The organism is Corallococcus exiguus (assembly GCF_009909105.1).
GTDB lineage: Bacteria > Myxococcota > Myxococcia > Myxococcales > Myxococcaceae > Corallococcus > Corallococcus exiguus.
Window position 1 is genome coordinate 883,554 of sequence record NZ_JAAAPK010000002.1, and the last position, 20,526, is coordinate 904,079.

The window sequence follows — 20,526 nt, forward strand, 5'->3', positions numbered from 1 at the left end:
AGCGTCATGCGCATCACCGAAGCGACGCTCACCCCGCTGCACCTCACTCTGGCCCAACCCCTGAGTACGGCGAGGGGCACCTACGCCACACGCGACGGGTTCATCGTGCGGCTGCGCGACGAGGAAGGTCGCGTAGGGCAGGGTGAAGCCATGCCTCTGCCGGAGTTCGGCACGGAGTCCCTGGCTACCACGCACACGGTGCTGCGCGGGTGGCTGAGCTCCCTCAAGGGCCAGACGTTGGAGGACAGCATCGAGGGGGTCGAAGCCACGCTCGTCCCGACCGCCAGTGAGGAGGTTCGCCAGCGAGGCGCGCGGATCCGAGGCATCGACCCTGAGGAGCCCGTCCCCGCCGCGCAGCACGGCCTGGAGCTGGCGCTGCTGGATCTGGTGGCCCAGCGCAAGGGCATCCCCCTGTGCTGGCTGCTCGCGGAGGAGGCGCGGCAGGAGGTCCTGGTGAACGCGCTGCTGAGCGCGGAGGAACCGGAGGCCCTTGCCCAGGAAGCGCGAGGGGCGGTGGAGGAGGGCTATCAGACGCTGAAGGTGAAGGTCGCGGGTCGCTCGCTGGACGCGGATGAAGCGCGGGTCCGGGCCGTGCGCGAAGCGGTGGGGGCCCGCGTGCGCCTGCGCCTGGACGCGAACGGCGGCTGGACGGAGCCCGAAGCCAACCGCGCCCTGGATCGGCTGGGTTGGTACGACCTGGAGCTGGTGGAGCAGCCCACGCCGCCGGAGGACCTGCAGGCGCTGTGGCGGGTGCAGCGCCGAGCCCCGTGCATCATCGCCGCGGACGAGACGCTCGCCACGCCCGCAGCGGTGCGAACGCTCCTCACGATGGACCTGGGCGGCGGGCCGGCGGTGGGCGCGGTGGTGATCAAGCCGATGGTGCTCGGGGGGCTGCTGCCCTCCATGGTGGTGGCGCTGCGAGCGGCCCACCTGGGCATGCACGCGTACGTCACCAGCTCCATCGACGGCGTGGTGGCCCGGGCCGGCGCCGCGCATCTGGCCTCCGCGCTGCCCTCGGGAGACCTGGCCTCTGGCCTCGCCGTGGGGCGGCTCTTCGCGGACGAGCCACGGGATCATCCGTATCAACCCCAGCGGGGACTCGTGCGGCTGCGCGACATGCCCGGTCTGGGACTGAGCCCGGACTTCAGCCGGGAACACTGAGCCATGCGCTCGGGCCTTCGTCGCGAAGGCCCGCCGGATTCAACTCTTCGGAGGAGCGAGGCCATGACCTACGACTGCCCCATCCGCGAAGGCGCGCAGCTGCATCCCCATGCGGAAGCACTGCGTTTCGCGGGACAGACCTGGACCTTCCGCGCACTGGACGAAGAGGTGACGCGCTGGACGGAAGCCCTGGCCGCGCGAGGCTTGGACCAGGGGGACCGCGTGGCGCTGCTGTCCACGAGCCACCCGTCGGTGACCTTCCTCTTCTGGGCGCTGGGCCGTCTGGGCGCGATCTTCGCGCCGCTCAATGCCCGGCTCACGCCAGCGGAGCTGCAGCCCCTGATGGAGGACGTCGAGCCCCGGCTCACGCTGGTGCTCGGAGCCCTGCGGGACCGGCTCCCGGAAGCGGAGCTCCTGGACACCTTGACCGAGGGCGTTGCGGCGCAATCCGTGCCCGCCCGCACCTGGGACGCGGACACGTCCCGGGTCATCCTCTTCACCAGCGGAACGACGGGAAGGCCCAAGGGCGCCGTGCTCACGGAAGGTGCCTTCCGTGCCTCATGCCGCGCCTCCGCCGCGAACCTGGGCGCGCACCCCGCGCCGCGCTGGCTGGGCACGCTGCCCCTGTTCCACGTCGGCGGCCTGGCCATGCTCACGCGCACCGCGTACGAGGGCGGCTGCCTCCTCCTGCACGAGCGCTTCGACGCGGACGCCGTCAACCGCGCCATCGACACGGAGGGCGCGTCCCACGCCAGCTTCGTCGCCACCACGTTGGAGCGGGTGCTGGACGCGCGACAGGACCGCACGCTGCCCGCGACCTTCCAATGCGCGCTCATCGGCGGAGGCCCCGTCCCCACGGCCCTACTCACGAGGGCACGCGCTGCGGGACTCCTGGCCCTCCAGACCTACGGACTCACCGAGGCCTGCTCCCAGGTCACCACCGAACGCCCCGGCGAAGCGGATGGCAGCACCGCGGGTCCGCCCCTGCCTGGACTGGAGGTCCGCATCGTCGGGACCGACGGTGAGCCGCTCGGTGAAGGGCACGAAGGGGACGTGGAGGTCCGAGGCCCCACGCTCATGGCCCGCTATTGGCGCCAGCGCGATGCCACGCGCGACGCCTTCCATGACGGCTGGCTGCGCACCCGCGACGTGGGCGTCCTGGACGCGAAGGGGCGACTCACCCTCCTGTCGCGCCGCACGGACCTCATCGTGCGGGGAGGGGAGAACCTCTATCCGGCCGAAATCGAAGCGGTCCTCGCCAACCACCCGGCCATCGCGGAGTCCGCCGTCGTCGGCGTACCGGAGCCGCACTGGGGCGAGGTCCCCGTGGCCTTCGTCGTCTTGCGCCCCGGCCACACCCTCCCCGAGGACCTGGACGCCTGGTGCCGCCAGTCCCTGGCGCGCTTCAAGGTGCCCGCACGCTTTGTTGCAGTTGAAACATTGCCCCGGAACGCCATGAGCAAGGTGGAGCGCTCCGTCCTGAGAAAACAGGCTCGGTCTCATCCCCCGTATCAGCCTGGGTCCTAGCAACCCTGAATTCCGGATGGCTGAGGTTCGCAGGACTCGCTGAGAAGACCTGTCAGGTTGGGTTATAATATTCCGCTGTGGGGGGATCCTGAGAGGAAGCTCAAGGTGAGTACCGCAGTGGAAGCAGTGAAGGTGGAAGGGCAGTCTGAATCGATCCACATCGATGCGCACGCCAGCAAGGCCGCTGGCGCGATGAAGTGCCCCCATCTGGGCGCCCAGTACAACCCGTTCGCGGGACCGCACGTCGAGGATCCACATCCGTTCTACGCGGAGCTGAGACGGGACGCGCCCGTCAGCTACAACCCCATGCTGGGGATGTGGCTGGTGAGCCGTTACGAGGACATCTGCCACGTGCTCAAGGATCCGACGCGCTACTCGTCGGCGGACCTGGGCAACATGGGTTCGGTGCTGTCTCCGGCGACGCTCGCGGTGCTCGCCGAGGGCTATCCCCTGGCGGACAGCCTGATCAACTCGGATCCGCCCGCGCACACCCGGCTGCGCAAGCTGCTGGGCCGCGGCTTCTCCGCCCAGCGCATCGCCGCGCAGGAAGCCCCCATCCGCGCCGTCTCCGAGGAGCTCATCCAGGCCTTCGCGAGCAAGGGACACGCGGACCTGGTGACGGAGTTCGCGTACCCGCTGCCCGTGCGGGTCATCCTGGGCATGGCGGGCGTTCCCCAGGAGGACATGGCGGACATCAAGCGCTGGTGTGACGACTTCTTCCGGATGATCTTCACCCGCGTCCCGCCTGAAGAGCAGCCGCCGCTCGCGCGCAGCTGGGTCACCTACCAGCACTACGTGGCCCGCCTCATCCGCGACCGCACGGACGACCCCCGCGACGACCTGATCAGCTACCTGGTCACCACCGACGCGGATGGCGAAGCGCTCACGCTGCCGGAGCTGATCATCGCCATCGCCGGAAGCATGCTGGCGGCGGGCCACGAAACCACCACCGCGCTGCTCGCCCAGTGCTGGAAGCAGGCCCTGCTCCAGCCCGGCCTCTGGCAGCGGCTGCGCGAGGACCGCTCGCTGGTGCCGCACCTCATCGAGGAGACGCTGCGCTTCGACTCCGTGGCGCACGGCATGATCCGCACCACCATGGAGGACGTGGAGCTCGCGGGTGTCGCGCTGCCCAAGGGCTCGCGGCTACTCCTGCTCTACGCGTCCGGAAGCCGTGACTCCGCGCTGCTCGCGGACGGGGAGCACTTCGACATCTCCCGGCACCACCCGACGCACCTGGGCTTCGGCCGGGGCATCCACTTCTGCATCGGGGCGCCGCTCGCGCGGCTGGAGGCGCTCATCGCCACCAACCTGCTGCTGGATCAGCTCCCGGACCTGAAGCTGGAGGAGAACCCGGACTTCGGCCACACGCAGTCGCTGACCATCCGCACCATCCAGCACCTGCGCGTGAACTGGACCCCCACGGGGACCTGAACGCCACCCTGGAGGCTCCCGTCCCGCCCGTGGTGCCCCCACGGACGGGCCGGGTGCTTCATCCGCGTCTCAGCACTCCGACGCGGGGTGACCCCAGGGGTTGCTGCGCGGGTACTGGCGCAGCAGCGTGCACAGGCGGTGCGCGGCGAGCATCGTCGCGGACGGCCGCGGCGGCTCGGCGTGCATCGCCGTCTGGCCCAACCGGGCCGCCTGCAGTGCCAGCGCGTGCTGGACTTCGGGTGACCAACGCTTGAATTCGAGCCATTCCATGAGCCTGCTCCTCGTTGAAGGAGCGGCCATTGAACCCCCTTCAAACCTGGAAATCACGACGCCCCGCGTCGGCCCGGGGCGTCAGTGACCTCCTGCTGACAGGCCACTCAAGCCTTCGAGGGGGTGGCGGGTCGGCCAATGAGCATCATCAAGCCGAAGGGGTTCCCCGGGTTGGTGAGCCGGTCGATTTCCCAGATGTAGTCGTCGCTCAGTCCGTGGGTGAGCTCGCGCATCTCCTCCACGGAGTACGTGCGCAGACAGGACACCACGCCGTCGAACGCCGCCGCGATGGGGATGAGCGGCATGAGGTAGGTGAGGGCGAGCCTGTCCGCGCGAATGGGGCGGATGAACGGCGTCGTCAGCGGCACGTTGATCAGCGCCGCCGCCGTCATCGCAATGGCCGGCCCGCGCCGCTCCACCAGCTCCATGATGGCGATGCCCCGGCGCTGGGCCACGGCGTCCGCCAGCACCTTGCGCGCCATGTCCGGCGGCAGGTGATGGAACGAATTGCACATGATGCGGAAGCCCTTGTACGTCGCGGGCACCGCGGTCGCGTCCACCGGCGTCGTCACGTAGTCGATGCGGCCCGGGTTCGCCGCCTTCGCCTTCTCGAACGCGGAGATCTCCGGGTACAGGTCCGTCAGGAGCGCCGTCGCCTGGTAGCCCTCCTGCGACTCCAGCATCTCCAGCAGCTTCGGCACCGGCCCCGCGCTGCCGGACGCCATGTCCAACAGCTGCGTCTCGCCCATCTCCGCCATCGCGCCCTTGAGCCGCTTCACGAACTCCGAATAGCGGTCATCCGACAGGCTCCACACGTACGCGAGGAAGTCCGTCACCCCCCGGCGCAGCACCTTCGGGAACCAGGGCTGATCCTCTAATTCAAAAAGTTGCAGTCTGGGCATAATCGCTGGGCGCTCCAAGGGGCTCAGTGGGGGAGACAACTCCCGCACTGTCCCGCAGTCCCGAGCGACGTACAAGGGGCGCCTTCCAGGGGCATCCGCACACATCTGGGTGCCGTGAAACACGGACAAGACCCAGAATCCCTGCCGCCTCCATGAAACTTTGAAGCCTTTCAGGAAATCACTGTGCGAAAGGCAGACAGCGGACTGCGCGTGCTGATCAGCCCTGCAAGGTTTCTGGAGGGGTGCGTTTGATTATCAGGCGGTCGGAATGACGCAGACCGGGTGTTTCTGACTCGGGGGGGCAGGCAGCCAGGATCGCGTCGAAACAGCGTATCCAGAGTGGGGTTGCCGGAGTTTATAGGTATTATTACTTACGACACTGGCGACCGAGGGGGGCTTCGGTCGTCCGGTCGCTCGGTTCAAAACGGATCAGCTCGCACACAACGGGAGGGAGTAATGGCTCCGGAATCTGTTGATGTGATCGTCGTCGGAAGCGGCCCGGTGGGGGCCATGGCGGCGAACCTGCTCGGCCAGTACGGCTTGCGCACCGTGGTCATCGAGAAGGAGACCACCGCGCACACCCAGTCCCGCGCCATCAACGCGGACGACGAAGCGCAGCGCATCTTCCAGGCCGCCGGTCTCACGGGGGAACTGGGGCCGGGTTTCCACCCGTGCCTGAAGATGACCTACGTGGACGACGAGATGCGGATGCTCGCCGAGGTGGACTTCACCAAGGTGGAGCGCCCCAACGGCCACCCCATCGGCTCGCTCTTCAACCAGCCCCGCCTGGAGGCCTCGCTGCACCGGGGCATGGAGCGCTTCGCGCACGTCAGCATGTGGCGTGGCCATGAAGTCGAATCCTTCATGCAGGACGACGAAGGCGTGTCCGTGCGCGTGAAGGACAACGTCAATGGCCGCACCATGACGGTGCGCGCGCGCTACCTGCTCGCGTGCGACGGCGCCAAGAGCGGCATCCGCCGCCGGCTGGGCCTGAAGCTGGAGGGCACCACGGCGCTGGAGCATGCGCTGGCCGTCTCCGTGGAGACGCAGTCGTCCGCGCCGGACTTCACCTACTACCCCTGCGGCCCGGAGCGCGTGGGCATCGTGACGCGCACCGCGCACGACGAGATCCGCTTCGACACGCTGGTGAAGCCGGGGCAGGACCTGGAGCACGTGAAGACGCCCGAATACGTGCGCGGCATCATCGCGCCCTTCATTGACCCGGACACCGTGAAGGTGAAGAGCGTCAACCTCTACGCCTACCACAGCCGCATGGCGGAGAAGTGGCGCGTGGGCCGGGTGTTCCTGCTCGGGGACGCTGCGCACCTCATGCCGCCGTTCCTGGGGCAGGGCCTGTGCTCCGGCCTGCGCGACGCGGCGAACCTCACCTGGAAGCTGGCGCACGTGCTGGGCGGCGCCGCGGACGCGTCGCTCCTGGACACCTACGAGGTGGAGCGTCGGCCGCACGCCGCGGAGATGATGCGGATGTCGGACGCGCTGGGCTCGATGCTGGCGTCGGGCGGCCCGTTCATGGCCCGCGCGCGCAACGCCTTCATCAAGCTGCTGTACCACATGCCCGTCACCGGCCCCTTCATCCGCGAGTACAAGATGAAGCCGAACCTCTTCCACGCGGAGGGATTCGTCTTCGGCGGCAAGCGCGGCAAGTCCAAGCAGGCGGCGGAAGGCGCCTACTTCCCGCAGCCGCGCGTGGAGCACGGCGAGGAAGGGGAGCGACCGTTGGATGACGTCATCGGCCAGCGCTTCGCGGTGCTGACGCGGCCGGGTGCGCCCGCGGACGTCCAGCAGGCGGCCAAGGCGCTGGCGGAGGACATCGGCGGCGTGTGGCTGTCCGTGGCGCCGGCGGCGCGCTCCGGCGCGGGCCGCTCCGGCGAGGTGGTGGACCTGGAGGGCAAGCTGGGCGAGTGGTTCGCCCAGCACGGCTCGGACCTGGTCGTCCTGCGCCCGGACCGCTACGTCTACGCGGCCACGAACAGCGCGGGTGTCGCGCAGGTCCACGCTTCGCTGAAGCAGGCCGTCCGCGCGCTCACCCGCTGGGGCAACCGGGGTTCCCGGCGGGCGGCGCAGCTCGGGGCCTGAGGCTTCTCAGGCGGTGGCGGCCTGGAGGATCTGCCGGGCCTTCGCCATGCAGTCGCCGTAGAAGCGCAGGTAGATGTCCAGGGCACGGGCGCCCGTCTTCGCGATGGTCGCCGCGTGCTCGGGCTTCTGGCCCAGCAGCTTGTTGAGCATGACCTCGTTGAGCGCCGTGTGGCCCACGTCCAGCTCCACGTGCTCCTTGATGAACGACAGCGAGTTCATCACGTCCGGGCCCAGCACGGCCTTGCACTGCTCGATGAGGCGGGGCGCGAACACCACCGACAGGTTTTCGATCTCGTACTCGATGGCGACCTGGCCGCCCGGCATGGGGCCCGCGATGGTCTCCTCGTGGATCTGCCGGTACTCCTGCATGGCCGGGGTGGGGGCCTGCGCCATCAGGGCCTCCGCGTCCAACTTGGGAAAGCGGCGGGCGTTCCAGCTGGCCACCAGGTTCTTCGTGTCCTCCACCATCATCAGGTGGTGACCGGCCTCGTGCTTGGCGTGGGTGATGAGCTTCTCGCCCACGTCCACCATCCCCGCCTTCACACAGGCCTCACCGGCGCGGCGGATCCACCCGTCCACGGGCTCCGTCATGTAGACGCCCAGGGCACACAGCTGGATGAGGAAGGCCTCCAGCAGGGCGGGCTCCACGTTGGGGTCCAGCAGCGTCGTCACGTGGGGACCGGTCGCCAGCAGGTGACGGACGTCGGTGACGTGGGGGAGGTACTGCTCTTCGACGAGGGGCTTGGTCATGGGGGGAATCCTCAACGGGAGTGGGCACCACGGCGCCCGATGGTGAGTTCGCTGATGTGCTCCAGGAAGTCCGGAACGAGCTTGGCGGAGATGATCCACAGGTAGGGATCCGGCCCGTCGTGCAGGCCGCACTCCTGCACGTAGTCGCCGCCCTCGTCCTCGCGCAGATAGAGGAAGGAGGGGCGGTTGCGCCCGGCGTACCAGCGGCGCGCCGCGTCCAGGAGCGCCGAGTACGCGCGCGTTCCATCCCCCAGCAGGGAGAACAGGCGCGTGTTGTCCAGCAGGCGGAAGAGGTTCGCGCCCAGCTGGCCCAGCTCCACCACGGCGGCGGCGTGGGGGACGCCGTCGCGGCGGGCGACCAGGACGGTGCGCTCGCGCTCCATGCCGAAGCTCTTCCACTTCGCCGTGACGGGACCCATGTCCAGCCGGTCGCGGGTGAGGTCCAACGACTGCACGTAGCACTCGGGGAACTGCTGCGCGATGGTCGCCGCCAGCAGGCTCAGCTCGCTCGCGGTGGCGGGGCCCACCGTGTACGGGTGCACGCGGCCGGTCAGCTCGTTGCTGAAGGCCTTCATCTTCTGGATCTTCCGGGTGAAGGCCAGGGGCGAACCGGCCTCCATCTGGCGCTGCGCGTACTTCACGTGCGCCTTGTTGATCCACGGGTTGAGGGCCTCCACGTAGGCCACCACCCAGTGGAAGTCCGGGTCGCTCTGCGGGTGCTCGAAGGTGCGCAGGTAGAGGTCGCGCATGATGGCGCCCGCCTCCTTCAGCCCCTCCGGCGGCTTGCCGGGCCGCTTCGCCACCTGGTGGCCCAGCCACGCGTTGCGGTACGGCTTGGTGAAGGACAGCGTCGCTTCAATGCCGCGCTCGGACGGCCACACCGCGTTGCAGAACAGCTGCGGCACTTCCGCGGCGCGCTTCGCCAGCGACGCGAAGTTCTGCTTCAGCTCCTCGAACTCCGCGGGGGTGCTGCCACCCAGACTGAAGAAGCCGGAGCGGTTGAACAGGTCCCACAGCTCATCCACCAGGCCCTCGCTGGTGCGCGTGGCCGGAGACATCGTCTGGGACACGAAGCGCACCCAGCGCGCCTCGTCGGAAGAGTAGGGCAGCACGCTCAGGCCGCACAGCACGGTGCCGTCCGCGCGCATGCCGCTGACGTAGCGGATCTCCCCGCGCACGCTCACCCGCTGGCCGTCGCCCAGCTCCAGCTCGATGAGGGGCGGCAGCAGGCCCGGGAAGAGCAGGTCCTGCGGCTGGCAGCGCATGCACAGGCCGGAGAAGGACAGGTCCAGCACCTCGCGGCGCATCAGCCCCTGCTCCCTCCAGAGCGGGTGGTGGAACCGGGCGTGCACGCCCTCGGGGGCGGCGACGCGGCGGTGCCAGCGGTGGCGGATGCGGAACAGCTGCTCGGGCAGGGGGGTGAAGAGGCGGTCACCCTCGGTGCGGCCCGTCTCCACGCGCAGGCGGTACGCGGAGTTGTAGCCGATGACGTCGATGTCGTACGCCGGCTCGCCGAAGTCCGGGGTGGACTCCTCCGTACGCCACTCCAGCTGACCGGAAGAGGAGTGGAAGCGCTCCAGCACCATGCGCACCACCCGGCCCTGGCGGCGCAGCACGCCCTTGTTCCCGGACGCGCAGATGGCGGTGAAGATGGAGCGGATCCGCTCCGCGTCCGTGATGATGTCCTGCACGGGCAGCGCGGAGGCCGCCGGCACCGCCACGCCCTGGCGAAGCGCGTCCGACAGGAAGCCCAGGATCTGACGCCCCTGCTCCAGCGTCACGCCCACCAGCTGCAGCCCCACCGGCGCGTTCGGGGCGTCCATGTCCGTCCGGATGAAGGCGCCGTTGAGCGGACCAATCGTGGCGCCGTTGCACGCCAGGTACACCGGGAAGGTGCGCGACTCGGTCGCTTCCGCCAGCGGCTGCCGCGGGGCCACCCACACCACCGTCGGAGACAGCCGCGTCACCTCACCCAGCACCGCGTCCGGCTGGCCCACCGCGCAGGTGATGGCCGTGGGGCCGCTGCCGTGCAGCGAGTAGCCCGAGTCATCCAGGGCGGCTTCAGCGGGGGGCAGGGGAATCACGTTGCGCAGCGCGTCGCCACTGCCGAATTCGATCGCATGCCGGAACTTCGAGGACGCTGGGATCCCTCCATCCATCGTCAGGACTCCCCTCTTGCGGGCAGCGCTACCGTTCGTGGTCGGCGATGTTGCGAGCACAACACTTCCTCCCTGATTCACTGGAGACGCTGACGGCTCTGGATTCTGGGAAGACATATTGAAGGTCTCGGCCGTAACAGTCAAATCGAATTTATATGCCTGGGCTGTTTTTTCGTCACCGCCCCTGACTCACCCTGGGTCGCAATTGACCGACCATATACGGGTTTTCCGAGGAGCAATCAGGACCCAGCGTGCGCATCCATATCAGCAAGATGGCGCAGGGCTGTAACCCTCCTTCACGTGAATAAGCGGTGGCGGTCCGGGGCTGACGGGCAATGGACCCTGTCAGGGGGGGCCGTTATGGTCGGTACTTCTGGGACTGGCCGGGGATGGGAGCCGCGAATGAGCGCAGCGCTGGATGTGAAGGGATCGCCGGGGGACGCGGGAGCCTCCTTCGGTGGCCAGGGGCTCGAGTCCGTGGACCTTCCAGACGTCTTCCAGGTGGACGTGGCGGTGTGCGTGCGTGACGCGCTGGGGCTGCTCGGCGCGACGCGGCGGTTGCGCGGCATGGAGGTGGCGCTGGAGCTTCCCGAGGACCCGGTGATCGCCCGGGTCAGCCGGCGCCGCCTGGAGCAGGTGCTCCTGTTGCTCGTCGCCCACGCGGCGGACGTGGCCCCGCAGGCGGCGCCCTCCGTGCGGGTGGTGGTGGATCCGCCGGACGACTTCGGAGACGTGGGGCCTCGCTTCCAGGTGGTGATGCCGGGCGTGAGCCTCTCTGAGCGGGAGACGCGCTCGGTCGTTCTGTCGCCCCTGCGCGTGGGCAGCACCCAGCGGCGGCTCGCCCGCGCGCGGGAGCTGGTGGATGCCATGGGCGGGGAGTTCGCGGTAGAGCGCCTGGAAGAGGGGACGGCCGTGAGCGTCGTCCTGCCGGCTCCTGGGCTCGCGAGCTTCTAGTGCGCGCCCGAATTCCGGAATAACGATCCTGCTTTCCGGACCATTGGCTGCGATAAGCGCGGCACGCCCCGGGTGCGTCCAACCCAGGGGGACGTGCGGCCAAACTCCTTGACGACCGGGGGCGGGTTCCCGACTATCCGCCGCCTCTCAATACCCCGGTCTCAATCAGGAGTTTGCGTTCATGGCGCCTCCCTCTGGCGAGAAGATCACCCTGCAGAACGGCAAGCTGACCGTTCCGAACAACCCGATCATCCCCTTCATCGAGGGCGACGGCACTGGCCGCGACATCTGGAAGGCCTCGCAGGCCGTGTTCGACGCGGCGGTGGAGAAGGCGTACGGCGGCAAGAAGAAGATCTCCTGGTACGAAGTGCTGGCCGGCGAGAAGTCCTTCAAGCAGGTGAACAACTGGCTGCCGGACGAGACGGTCGCCGCGTTCCGCGAGTACCTGGTGGGCATCAAGGGCCCTCTGACGACGCCGGTGGGCGGTGGCATCCGCTCCCTGAACGTGGCGCTGCGCCAGATGCTGGACCTGTACGTCTGCCTGCGGCCCGTGCGCTACTTCAAGGGCGTGCCCAGCCCGGTGAAGCAGCCGGACAAGGTGGACATGGTCATCTTCCGTGAGAACACGGAAGACATCTACGCGGGCATCGAGTTCGAGGCCGGCACCGCGCAGGCGGAGAAGTTCCTGGGCTGGCTGAAGCAGGAGTTCCCCAAGGAGGCGGGCAAGATCCGCTTCCCGGCGAACGTGGGCATCGGCATCAAGCCCGTGTCGCAGGAAGGCACGGAGCGCCTGGTGCGCGCGGCCATCCAGTACGCGGTGGACCTCAAGCGCAAGAGCGTCACGCTGGTCCACAAGGGCAACATCATGAAGTTCACCGAGGGCGCGTTCCGCAAGTGGGGCTACGACCTCGCGGCGCGTGAGTTCGGTGACAAGGTCTACACCTGGGACCAGTGGGAGGCGACCAAGGCCGCCAAGGGCGAGGAGGCCGCCAACGCCGAGCAGAAGGCCGCGGTGTCCGCCGGGAAGATCATCATCAAGGACTCCATCGCGGACATCACCCTGCAGCAGGTGCTGACCCGTCCGGACGAGTTCGACGTCATCGCCACGCTGAACCTCAACGGCGACTACCTGTCGGACGCGCTCGCGGCGCAGGTGGGCGGCATCGGCATCGCGCCGGGCGGCAACATCAACTACGTCTCCGGCCACGCCGTCTTCGAGGCCACCCACGGCACCGCGCCGAAGTACGCGGACCTGGACAAGGTGAACCCGGGCTCCGTCATCCTCTCTGGCGAGATGATGCTCCGCCACATGGGCTGGAACGAGGCCGCGGACCTGATCATCAAGGGCATGGACAAGGCCATCGCGGCGCGCACCGTGACGTACGACTTCGCGCGCCTGATGAAGCTGGAGACGAAGGAGACCGTGTCCGAGGTGAAGTGCTCGGAGTTCGGTCAGGCCATCATCAAGCACATGTAGTCCCCACCCCCAAAGCAGGAGGGCGAAACCATGGCTCACAAGAAGAAGAAGATCGGCCTCATCGGTGGCGGTCAGATCGGCGGCAACCTGGCGCTGCTGGCGGTCCAGAAGAACCTTGGCGACGTGGTGCTCTACGACATCCCGGCGGCCGAGGGTCTGGTCAAGGGCAAGGCGCTGGACATCAACCAGCTGTCCGCGGTGGACGGCTACGACAGCCGCGTCACCGGCTCCACCGACTGGAAGGACGTCGCGGGCTCGGACGTGATCATCATCACGGCCGGCGTGCCCCGGAAGCCCGGCATGTCCCGCGAGGACCTGCTCGAGGTCAACCTGAAGATCATGAAGGACGTGGCGGGCAACATCAAGCAGCACGCCCCGGACGCCTTCGTCATCAACGTGGCCAACCCGCTGGACGCGATGGTGTTCGCGCTCCACAAGATCGCCGGCCTGAAGGACAACATGGTCGTGGGCATGGCGGGCGTGCTGGATACCAGCCGCTTCAAGTGCTTCGTGGCCGAGGCCCTCGGCTGCTCCATCCGTGACGTGGAGGCGCTCGTCCTCGGCGGCCACGGCGACGACATGGTCCCGCTCGTGCGTCACAGCACCGTGGGCGGCGTGCCCCTGACCCAGCTCATCGCCAAGGACAAGCTGGACGCCATCATCGACCGCACCCGCAAGGGCGGCGCGGAGCTGGTGGGCCTGTACAAGACGGGCAGCGCCTACTTCGCCCCGGCGTCCTCCTCCATCGCCATGGCGGAGAGCTTCCTCTTCGACCGCAAGCGCGTGCTGCCGGCCGCCGCCCTGCTCAAGGGCCAGTACGGCATCAGCGACTTCTTCTTCGGCGTCCCCGCCCAGATCGGCGCGAACGGCGTGGAGAAGATCATCGAGGTGGAGCTGAACGAGGCGGAGAAGGCCGAGCTGAGCAAGTCCTTCACCTCCGTCAAGGGCACCGTCGACCTCGTGAAGCTGTAGTCCCCGGTCTTCGGCCGGGCCCGCTGGAATGCTGCTGGCGGGCCCCGCCTGATGCCGTGAATGATCCGGGCTTATCCCCGGGCGCACCGTCCTTGCGGCGGTATTTTTCCAAGTTAACTAGCGTGTTGGACTCGCACCTGGCACGGGAGCGGGGCAGCGTCGCGAAGCAGGACTTCAGCGGCCCCCCGTGAAGGCACCCCCCCGGCTGCCGGTGGTCAAGGAGACGATGATGGCGGCAGCAGCGCGATTCACGGTGGTGGGCGGCGGTCTCGCCGGGCTGATGACGACGATCAAGCTGGCGGAGGCGGGTCACCAGGTGGACGTGCTTTCGCTCGTCCCCGTCAAGCGTTCCCACTCCGTCTGCGCCCAGGGCGGCATCAACGGCGCGGTGAACACCAAGGGTGAAGGCGACCACCCGGACATCCACGTGAAGGACACGCTGCGCGGCGGCGACTTCCTCGCGGAGCAGGTGTCCGTGAAGGGCATGTGCTACGCGGCGCCCGGCATCATCTACCTGTTGGACCGCATGGGCGTGACGTTCAACCGCACGCCGGAAGGCCTGCTGGACTTCCGCCGCTTCGGCGGCACCCTGCACAACCGCACCGCGTTCGCGGGCGCCACCACCGGCCAGCAGCTGCTCTACGCGCTGGACGAGCAGGTCCGCCGCTACGAGGCGGAGGGCAAGGTCACCAAGTACGAGTACTGGGAGTGGCTAGGCACGGTGAAGGACGAGTCCGGCCGCTGCATCGGCAGCGTGGCCATGGACCTGCGCACCATGGAGATCCGCACCTTCCCGGCGGAGGCGGTGTGCCTGGCCACGGGTGGCCCTGGCATCGTCTTCGGGCGCTCCACCAACTCCATCATCAACACCGGCACCGCCGCGGGCCGCGCGTACATGGAAGGCGCGCTGTACGCCAACGGCGAGTTCATCCAGGTGCACCCCACCTCCATCCCGGGCGAGGACAAGCTGCGCCTGATGAGCGAGTCCGTGCGCGGCGAGGGCGGCCGCGTCTGGGTGCCCCGGAAGAAGGGCGACACTCGCAACCCCCGGGACATCGCGGAGAGCGAGCGCTGGTACTTCCTGGAAGAGAAGTACCCCAAGTACAAGAACCTGGTGCCGCGCGACGTGGCGACGCGCGAGATCTTCATGGTCTGCCGCGACCTGGGCCTGGGCCTGGGCGGGCGCGACGGCGTGTACCTGGACGTGACGCACATCCCGGCCAAGACGCTCGACGCGAAGATCAAGGGCGTGATGGAGATCTACGAGAAGTTCGTCGGAGATGATCCGCGCCACACGCCCATGGTCATCTTCCCGGGCATGCACTACTCGATGGGCGGCCTGCACGTCTCCTTCGAGGCCGACTCGCGCACGCAGACGCCGCTGGACGGCAGCCCGGTGAACCAGAGCACGCGCATCCCCGGCCTGTACGCGGCCGGCGAGGCGGACTCCGCCTTCCACGGCGCGAACCGTCTGGGCGCCAACTCGCTCCTGTCCTGCATCTACTCCGGCATGATCGGCGGCCCGGCGATGGTGTCCTTCGCCAAGAACCAGGAGACCAGCGCCGCGGCGATGCCGGAGAAGTACTTCGCGGACGCGAAGAAGTACTGGCAGGACCGCTTCGCCACCATCAAGGCGATGAACGGGCAGGAGAACCCGTACCAGATCGCCAAGGAGCTGGGCGAGGTGATGACGGAGAACTGCACCGTCGTCCGCTACAACGACCGCTTGAAGAAGACCATCGAGCGCGTCCGCGAGCTCAAGCAGCGCTGGAACAACGTCAACGTGCTGGACACGGGCGTCGTCGCCAACCGCGCGCTGTCGTACACCAACCAGGTGTGGAACATGCTGGAGCTGGGCGAGGTCATCGCCACCAGCGCGCTCCTGCGCGACGAGAGCCGCGGCGCCCACTACAAGCCGGACTTCTCCCTGCCGGAGCCCAAGGTGAAGGACCCGACCAAGGATCCGGAGTGGATGGAGCTGTGGCGCAAGCGCCACGAGAAGTGGGCGAAGACGACCATCGCCACCTACGCCGCCCAGGGCCCGCAGATCTCCTACCAGGACCTGCCCACGCCCGTGCTGGACCCCGAGCCCCGCTGGTACGCGTAAGGCGTTCGTTTTCTTTCCGGGCTCGCGCGCGTCGTCATCCGGCGCACGCGGGCACCGCCACCTGATTTGGCAGTGAAGGGAAGGGCAGCCGCACCATGGACACCGCACAGGCCAGCGCCGTCAGCTCGAAGACCATCTCCTTCCGCATCTGGCGGCAGGATGACCCGAACAAGCCCGGGCACTTCGAAGAGTTCAAGGTTCCCTATGCGAAGGGCGCCAACGTCATCTCCTGCCTGATGGAGATCCAGCGCAACCCCGTCACCGCGGAGGGCAAGAAGGTGGCCCCCGTGGTGTGGGACTCCGCGTGCCTCGAGGAGGTGTGCGGCAGCTGCGCCATGAACATCAACGGCCGGGTGCGCATGGCGTGCTCCGCCCTGGTGGACAAGCTCCAGCAGCCCATCACCCTGGAGCCGATGAAGAAGTTCCCGGTGGTGCGCGACCTCACCGTGGACCGCGACCGCATGTTCGAGTCGCTCAAGCGCGTGAAGGGGTGGATCCCCGTCGACGGCACGTACAACCTGGGCCCCGGCCCGCGCCAGTCGCAGAAGGACCACTCCGTGATGTACGTGCTGTCCACGTGCATCACCTGCGGCAGCTGCCTGGAGGCGTGCCCCCAGGTGACGCTGGACAACGACTTCATCGGCGCCGCCCCCATCAGCCAGGCCCGCCTGTTCAACATGCACCCCACGGGCAAGCTGAACGCGGAGGAGCGCACGCGCGCCCTCATGGGCCCCGGCGGCATCCAGGACTGCGGCAAGGCGCAGAACTGCGTGAAGGTCTGCCCGAAGGAGATCCCCCTCACCACCTCCATCGCGGTGATGAACCGCGAGGTGAGCAAGCTGATCATCAAGGACATCTTCTTCAAGGAAGAGGAGCAGAAGGCCTCCGCCGGTCCGGGCTAACCCTCCCGGACGCTGACCTGGCTTGCTCGCGGCCCCGTGCCTGCGCCTCCTGTCACGGGGGCGCCGGGCGGGGCCGTGGCCGTTTGCGTGAAGGTCGCCTCATTCGCCCGGACACCGGGTGTTATTCCTGGAGGCACACGCCTGTGTCCCGCCGCGACGCTGGAGGCCAAACGGCCTTGCCATCCGTCGTTTTCTGCGCAATGAGGGCCCGCGTTGACGCCCCGTGTAGGGGTTGTCCTCGTCTCCCCTCGTCCCACCCGGAGATTCGATGAAGATCCACGAGTACCAGGGCAAGGAACTCTTCCGGAAGTATGGCGTGCCCACGCCGCGCGGCATCCTCGCGCTCTCTCCCGATGAGGCGGAGGCCGCGGCGAAGGAACTCGCCACGCCCGTTGTCGTCGTGAAGGCGCAGATCCACGCGGGCGGCCGCGGCAAGGGCGGCGGCGTGAAGCTGGCCAAGAGCCCCGCGGAGGCCAAGGCGCTCACCCAGCAGATCCTGGGCATGATGCTCAAGACCATCCAGACCGGCCCGGAAGGGCAGAAGGTCCACAAGGTCTACATCGAGGAAGGTCTCGACATCGGCCAGGAGCTGTACCTGGGCGTGACGCTCGACCGCGCCACCAGCCGCGTCACCTTCATGGCGTCCACCGAGGGCGGCGTGGAGATTGAAGAAGTGGCGGAGAAGCACCCGGAGAAGATCCTCCGCGCCGTCGTGGACCCCACGGTGGGCTTCGCCGACTTCCAGGGCCGCGAGCTGGCCTTCGGGCTGGGCCTGTCGGGCCCCACGGTGAACAAGTTCGTCCAGTTCTGCACCGCGCTCTACAAGATGTACATGGAGACGGACGCGTCCCTGGTGGAGATCAACCCGCTGGTCATCCGCAAGAGCGGCGGCGTGGTGGCGCTCGACGCGAAGGTGACCTTCGACGAGAACGCGCTCTACCGGCACAAGGACCTGCTGGAGTACCGCGACCTGGCGGAGGAGGAGCCCCGCGAGACGCAGGCCAAGGAGCACGACCTGGCCTACATCGCGCTGGACGGCAACATCGGCTGCATGGTGAACGGCGCGGGTCTGGCCATGGCCACCATGGACACCATCAAGCTGGTGGGCGGCGCTCCGGCCAACTTCCTGGACGTGGGCGGCGGCGCGAGCAAGGAGAAGGTGACGGCGGCCTTCAAGCTCATCCTCGCGGATCCGCAGGTCAAGGCGGTGCTCGTCAACATCTTCGGCGGCATCATGAAGTGTGACGTCATCGCGGACGGCATCATCGCGGCGGCGAAGGAAGTGCAGCTGAAGATCCCGCTCATCGTGCGCCTGGAAGGCACCAACGTGGAGCAGGGCAAGGAATTGCTCCGCAACTCGGGCCTCGCCATCACCCCCGCGGACAACCTGCGCCAGGCGGCCGAGAAGGCCGTGGCGGCCATCAAGTAGGGCCTTCGCTCCCTCTTTCCTGAAAGAACGCCATGAGCATCCTCGTCAACGAGAACACGAAGGTCCTCGTCCAGGGCATCACCGGCTCGGCGGGCTCGTTCCACGCCAAGCAGATGCTGGAGTACGGGACGAAGATTGTGGGCGGTGTCACGCCGGGCAAGGGCGGCACCTCCTTCGAGGGCAAGGTCCCCGTGTTCAACACGGTGGCCGACGCGGTGAAGCAGGCGGGCGCGAACACGTCCGTCATCTTCGTGCCGCCGCCCTTCGCCGCTGACTCCATCATGGAGGCCGCGGACGCCGGCATCTCCCTCATCATCACCATCACCGAGGGCATCCCGGTCAACGACATGGTGCGCGCCAAGCGCTACCTGCAGGGCAAGCCGGGCGTGCGCCTCATCGGGCCGAACTGCCCGGGCGTCATCACCCCCGGCGCCAAGTGCAAGATCGGCATCATGCCGGGCCACATCCACAAGCCGGGCCGCATTGGTGTGGTGTCCCGCTCCGGCACGCTGACCTACGAGGCCGTGCACCAGCTGACGCAGCTGGGCCTGGGCCAGTCCACCGCGGTGGGCATTGGCGGCGACCCCGTCAACGGCACCAACTTCGTGGACGTGCTGAAGCTCTTCCAGGCCGACCCTGAGACGGACGCCGTCATCATGATCGGTGAGATCGGCGGCAGCGCCGAGGAAGAGGGCGCCGAGTACGTCAAGCGCGAGTTCACCAAGCCCATCGCCGGCTTCATCGCCGGTCAGTCCGCGCCCCCGGGCAAGCGCATGGGCCACGCGGGCGCCATCATCTCCGGCGGCAAGGGCACGGCCGGGGAGAAGATCAAGGCGATGGAGGCCGCGGGCATCCTGATGGCCGCCAGCCCCGCCGAGCTGGGCACCACGCTGCAGGAGGCCGTCAAGCGCGGCCCCCCGAAGCGCTAAGCCGAACCTTTCACACGACACACACACGAGGAGCCAACGACCATGGCCATCGAGCGCACGCTGTCCATCATCAAGCCGGACGGGCTGAAGAACCACCACATCGGGGAGATCATCGCCCGGTTCGAGAAGGCGGGCCTGACGCCCGTCGGCATCCGTCTGCAGCAGCTGTCGCAGAAGGAAGCGGAAGGCTTCTACGCCGTCCACAGCGCCCGGGGTTTCTTCAAGGACCTGGTCTCGTTCATGACCTCCGGACCGGTGGTCGTGATGGCGCTTGAGGGTGAGAACGCCGTCCTGAAGAACCGTGACCTCATGGGCGCCACGGATCCGAAGAAGGCCGACAAGGGCACCATCCGCGCGGACTTCGCCCAGAGCATCGACGCGAACACGGTGCACGGTTCGGACAGCCTGGAGAACGCGAAGAACGAGATCGCGTACTTCTTCCGCGAGACCGAGCTCCAGAAGTACTGAGCAGCGTCCAGCCTGGTGACAGCGGCCCGGTGTCCACGCCCCACGAGGCGCGGACCCGGGCCGTCGTCTTTCCGGGCGCCGTATCCGGTTGCCCTGCCGGACGGTCCTTGCTACCGATAATGAAAATCACAATCGGCAAGGAAGCACGCATGAGCGGCGATTCAGAGCGCGTGGCCCGTCGTGGGCCGTTCCCGGTGAAGTTGCGGTTGCTGGAAGTCCTTCGCGTGACGCGGCTGTCGCCGCACATGGTGCGCGTGACGCTGGGCGGCCCGGAGCTGGAGGGCTTCACGTCCCCCGGCGCGGATGACCACGTGAAGTGCTTCTTCGCGAAGCCTGGCGTGAAGAAGCCGGACATGCCGGTGGTGGGGCCCCACGGCCTGTCCATGCCGGAGGGGCTCGAGAAGCCTGCGTCGCGCGACTACACGCCGCGCCGCTTCGACCCGAAGGCCGGGGAGCTGGACATCGACTTCGTGCTGCACGGCGAGGGCCCCGCGTCGCTGTGGGCGCAGCAGACGAAGCCCGGCGACTACATGGGCATTGGCGGTCCGCGCAGCACGCACGACGTGGCGGACGACTTCGACTGGTACCTGCTCGCGGGGGACCAGAGCGCGCTGCCGGCCATCGCACGGCGCCTGGAGGAGCTGCCTGCGGGCAAGCGCGCGTTCGCCTTCATCGAGGTCGCGGACGCCGCGGAGGAGCAGCCCCTCGCCAGCAAGGCGGACGTGAAGGTCACCTGGCTGCACCGGGGCAGCGCGGAGGCCGGCACCACGAAGCACCTGGAGGACGCGCTGCGCGCCTGGACGCAGCCCTCGGGGGACGGGTTCGTGTTCGTGGCGGGCGAGTCCACGTCGCTCAAGCCCATCCGGGAACACCTGGTGAACGAGCGCGGTCTGAACAAGAGCTGGATGCGGGTGACGGGCTACTGGAAGCGCGGCGTCGCCGAGCACCACGACTCGAAGGGGTAGGCAGGGAAGGGGGCGGGCACTCCTTT

Annotated in this window: 17 protein-coding genes; 13 read left to right on the top strand and 4 right to left on the bottom strand. The window is 68.2% G+C overall.

Annotated elements, in window-relative coordinates:
- The first annotated feature begins 6 nt into the window (after positions 1-6).
- The 3 genes from menC (at position 7) to GTZ93_RS10065 (ending at position 4,119) form a co-directional block, all read left to right on the top strand.
- A complete protein-coding gene (gene menC, locus GTZ93_RS10055) occupies positions 7-1,161 on the top strand; it encodes an o-succinylbenzoate synthase (RefSeq protein ID WP_139917674.1) in 1,155 nt (384 codons plus the stop codon).
- A 63-nt stretch (positions 1,162-1,224) separates the two neighbouring features.
- Positions 1,225-2,688 (top strand): o-succinylbenzoate--CoA ligase, encoded by a 1,464-nt coding sequence (menE, locus tag GTZ93_RS10060; RefSeq protein WP_139917673.1) that lies wholly within the window; start codon positions 1,225-1,227, stop codon positions 2,686-2,688.
- Positions 2,689-2,793: 105 nt separating this feature from the next.
- Complete coding sequence (locus GTZ93_RS10065; protein ID WP_139917671.1) at positions 2,794-4,119, top strand: cytochrome P450; 1,326 nt, start codon at positions 2,794-2,796, stop codon at positions 4,117-4,119.
- A gap of 69 nt (positions 4,120-4,188) precedes the next feature.
- Here GTZ93_RS10065 and GTZ93_RS10070 read toward each other — a convergent pair whose 3' ends face one another.
- Positions 4,189-4,389 (bottom strand): hypothetical protein, encoded by a 201-nt coding sequence (locus tag GTZ93_RS10070; protein ID WP_120576700.1) that lies wholly within the window; start codon positions 4,387-4,389, stop codon positions 4,189-4,191.
- Between the two features lie 107 nt (positions 4,390-4,496).
- The gene (locus tag GTZ93_RS10075) at positions 4,497-5,291 is read right to left on the bottom strand and encodes a class I SAM-dependent methyltransferase (RefSeq protein ID WP_126932977.1); all 795 of its coding nucleotides are present in this window, start codon (positions 5,289-5,291) and stop codon (positions 4,497-4,499) included.
- 456 nt (positions 5,292-5,747) lie between these two features.
- Between GTZ93_RS10075 and mhpA the strand changes: the two genes are divergently transcribed.
- Entirely contained in the window at positions 5,748-7,388 is a 1,641-nt protein-coding gene (mhpA, locus tag GTZ93_RS10080; protein ID WP_139917669.1) for a bifunctional 3-(3-hydroxy-phenyl)propionate/3-hydroxycinnamic acid hydroxylase MhpA, read from the top strand.
- Positions 7,389-7,394: 6 nt separating this feature from the next.
- Here mhpA and GTZ93_RS42260 read toward each other — a convergent pair whose 3' ends face one another.
- Both GTZ93_RS42260 and GTZ93_RS10090 read right to left on the bottom strand, forming a co-directional pair.
- Positions 7,395-8,138, bottom strand: a complete 744-nt coding sequence (locus GTZ93_RS42260) for a hypothetical protein (RefSeq protein ID WP_126932976.1) — start codon at positions 8,136-8,138, stop codon at positions 7,395-7,397.
- An 11-nt stretch (positions 8,139-8,149) separates the two neighbouring features.
- Positions 8,150-10,297: a hypothetical protein gene (locus GTZ93_RS10090; protein WP_180946048.1), complete on the bottom strand. Its 2,148-nt coding sequence runs from the start codon at positions 10,295-10,297 to the stop codon at positions 8,150-8,152.
- Between the two features lie 402 nt (positions 10,298-10,699).
- On the opposite strand from GTZ93_RS10090, the gene GTZ93_RS10095 reads away from it, so the two are divergent.
- The 9 genes from GTZ93_RS10095 to GTZ93_RS10135 all read left to right on the top strand — a co-directional run bounded on the left by GTZ93_RS10095 (position 10,700) and on the right by GTZ93_RS10135 (position 20,500).
- Entirely contained in the window at positions 10,700-11,251 is a 552-nt protein-coding gene (locus GTZ93_RS10095; RefSeq protein WP_139917665.1) for a histidine kinase, read from the top strand.
- 181 nt (positions 11,252-11,432) lie between these two features.
- Complete coding sequence (icd, locus tag GTZ93_RS10100) at positions 11,433-12,728, top strand: NADP-dependent isocitrate dehydrogenase (protein ID WP_120576706.1); 1,296 nt, start codon at positions 11,433-11,435, stop codon at positions 12,726-12,728.
- A 30-nt stretch (positions 12,729-12,758) separates the two neighbouring features.
- Positions 12,759-13,700 carry a malate dehydrogenase gene (gene mdh / locus GTZ93_RS10105; protein ID WP_120576707.1) on the top strand — a complete coding sequence of 314 codons (942 nt, stop codon included), beginning with the start codon at positions 12,759-12,761 and terminating at the stop codon, positions 13,698-13,700.
- Positions 13,701-13,929: 229 nt separating this feature from the next.
- Positions 13,930-15,807 carry a succinate dehydrogenase flavoprotein subunit gene (gene sdhA / locus GTZ93_RS10110; RefSeq protein ID WP_139917680.1) on the top strand — a complete coding sequence of 626 codons (1,878 nt, stop codon included), beginning with the start codon at positions 13,930-13,932 and terminating at the stop codon, positions 15,805-15,807.
- A 95-nt stretch (positions 15,808-15,902) separates the two neighbouring features.
- Complete coding sequence (gene sdhB / locus GTZ93_RS10115; protein ID WP_120619313.1) at positions 15,903-16,709, top strand: succinate dehydrogenase iron-sulfur subunit; 807 nt, start codon at positions 15,903-15,905, stop codon at positions 16,707-16,709.
- Positions 16,710-16,977: 268 nt separating this feature from the next.
- On the top strand, positions 16,978-18,138 hold the full coding sequence (gene sucC, locus GTZ93_RS10120; protein WP_139917663.1) for an ADP-forming succinate--CoA ligase subunit beta: 1,161 nt from the start codon (positions 16,978-16,980) through the stop codon (positions 18,136-18,138).
- Positions 18,139-18,170: 32 nt separating this feature from the next.
- Positions 18,171-19,067 (top strand): succinate--CoA ligase subunit alpha, encoded by an 897-nt coding sequence (gene sucD / locus GTZ93_RS10125; protein ID WP_120576710.1) that lies wholly within the window; start codon positions 18,171-18,173, stop codon positions 19,065-19,067.
- 42 nt (positions 19,068-19,109) lie between these two features.
- Positions 19,110-19,535: a nucleoside-diphosphate kinase gene (gene ndk, locus GTZ93_RS10130; protein WP_120576711.1), complete on the top strand. Its 426-nt coding sequence runs from the start codon at positions 19,110-19,112 to the stop codon at positions 19,533-19,535.
- Positions 19,536-19,684: 149 nt separating this feature from the next.
- Positions 19,685-20,500: a siderophore-interacting protein gene (locus GTZ93_RS10135; RefSeq protein WP_139917661.1), complete on the top strand. Its 816-nt coding sequence runs from the start codon at positions 19,685-19,687 to the stop codon at positions 20,498-20,500.
- Positions 20,501-20,526: the final 26 nt, after the last annotated feature.

Coding starts and splice junctions, on each gene's coding strand:
- menC (WP_139917674.1), top strand. CDS start 7: ATGCGCATCACCGAAGCGACGCTCACCCCGCTGCACCTCACTCTGGCC.
- menE (WP_139917673.1), top strand. CDS start 1,225: ATGACCTACGACTGCCCCATCCGCGAAGGCGCGCAGCTGCATCCCCAT.
- GTZ93_RS10070 (WP_120576700.1), bottom strand. CDS start 4,389: ATGGAATGGCTCGAATTCAAGCGTTGGTCACCCGAAGTCCAGCACGCG.
- GTZ93_RS10075 (WP_126932977.1), bottom strand. CDS start 5,291: ATGCCCAGACTGCAACTTTTTGAATTAGAGGATCAGCCCTGGTTCCCG.
- mhpA (WP_139917669.1), top strand. CDS start 5,748: ATGGCTCCGGAATCTGTTGATGTGATCGTCGTCGGAAGCGGCCCGGTG.
- GTZ93_RS42260 (WP_126932976.1), bottom strand. CDS start 8,138: ATGACCAAGCCCCTCGTCGAAGAGCAGTACCTCCCCCACGTCACCGAC.
- GTZ93_RS10090 (WP_180946048.1), bottom strand. CDS start 10,297: ATGGATGGAGGGATCCCAGCGTCCTCGAAGTTCCGGCATGCGATCGAA.
- GTZ93_RS10095 (WP_139917665.1), top strand. CDS start 10,700: ATGAGCGCAGCGCTGGATGTGAAGGGATCGCCGGGGGACGCGGGAGCC.
- icd (WP_120576706.1), top strand. CDS start 11,433: ATGGCGCCTCCCTCTGGCGAGAAGATCACCCTGCAGAACGGCAAGCTG.
- mdh (WP_120576707.1), top strand. CDS start 12,759: ATGGCTCACAAGAAGAAGAAGATCGGCCTCATCGGTGGCGGTCAGATC.
- sdhA (WP_139917680.1), top strand. CDS start 13,930: ATGGCGGCAGCAGCGCGATTCACGGTGGTGGGCGGCGGTCTCGCCGGG.
- sdhB (WP_120619313.1), top strand. CDS start 15,903: ATGGACACCGCACAGGCCAGCGCCGTCAGCTCGAAGACCATCTCCTTC.
- sucC (WP_139917663.1), top strand. CDS start 16,978: ATGAAGATCCACGAGTACCAGGGCAAGGAACTCTTCCGGAAGTATGGC.
- sucD (WP_120576710.1), top strand. CDS start 18,171: ATGAGCATCCTCGTCAACGAGAACACGAAGGTCCTCGTCCAGGGCATC.
- ndk (WP_120576711.1), top strand. CDS start 19,110: ATGGCCATCGAGCGCACGCTGTCCATCATCAAGCCGGACGGGCTGAAG.
- GTZ93_RS10135 (WP_139917661.1), top strand. CDS start 19,685: ATGAGCGGCGATTCAGAGCGCGTGGCCCGTCGTGGGCCGTTCCCGGTG.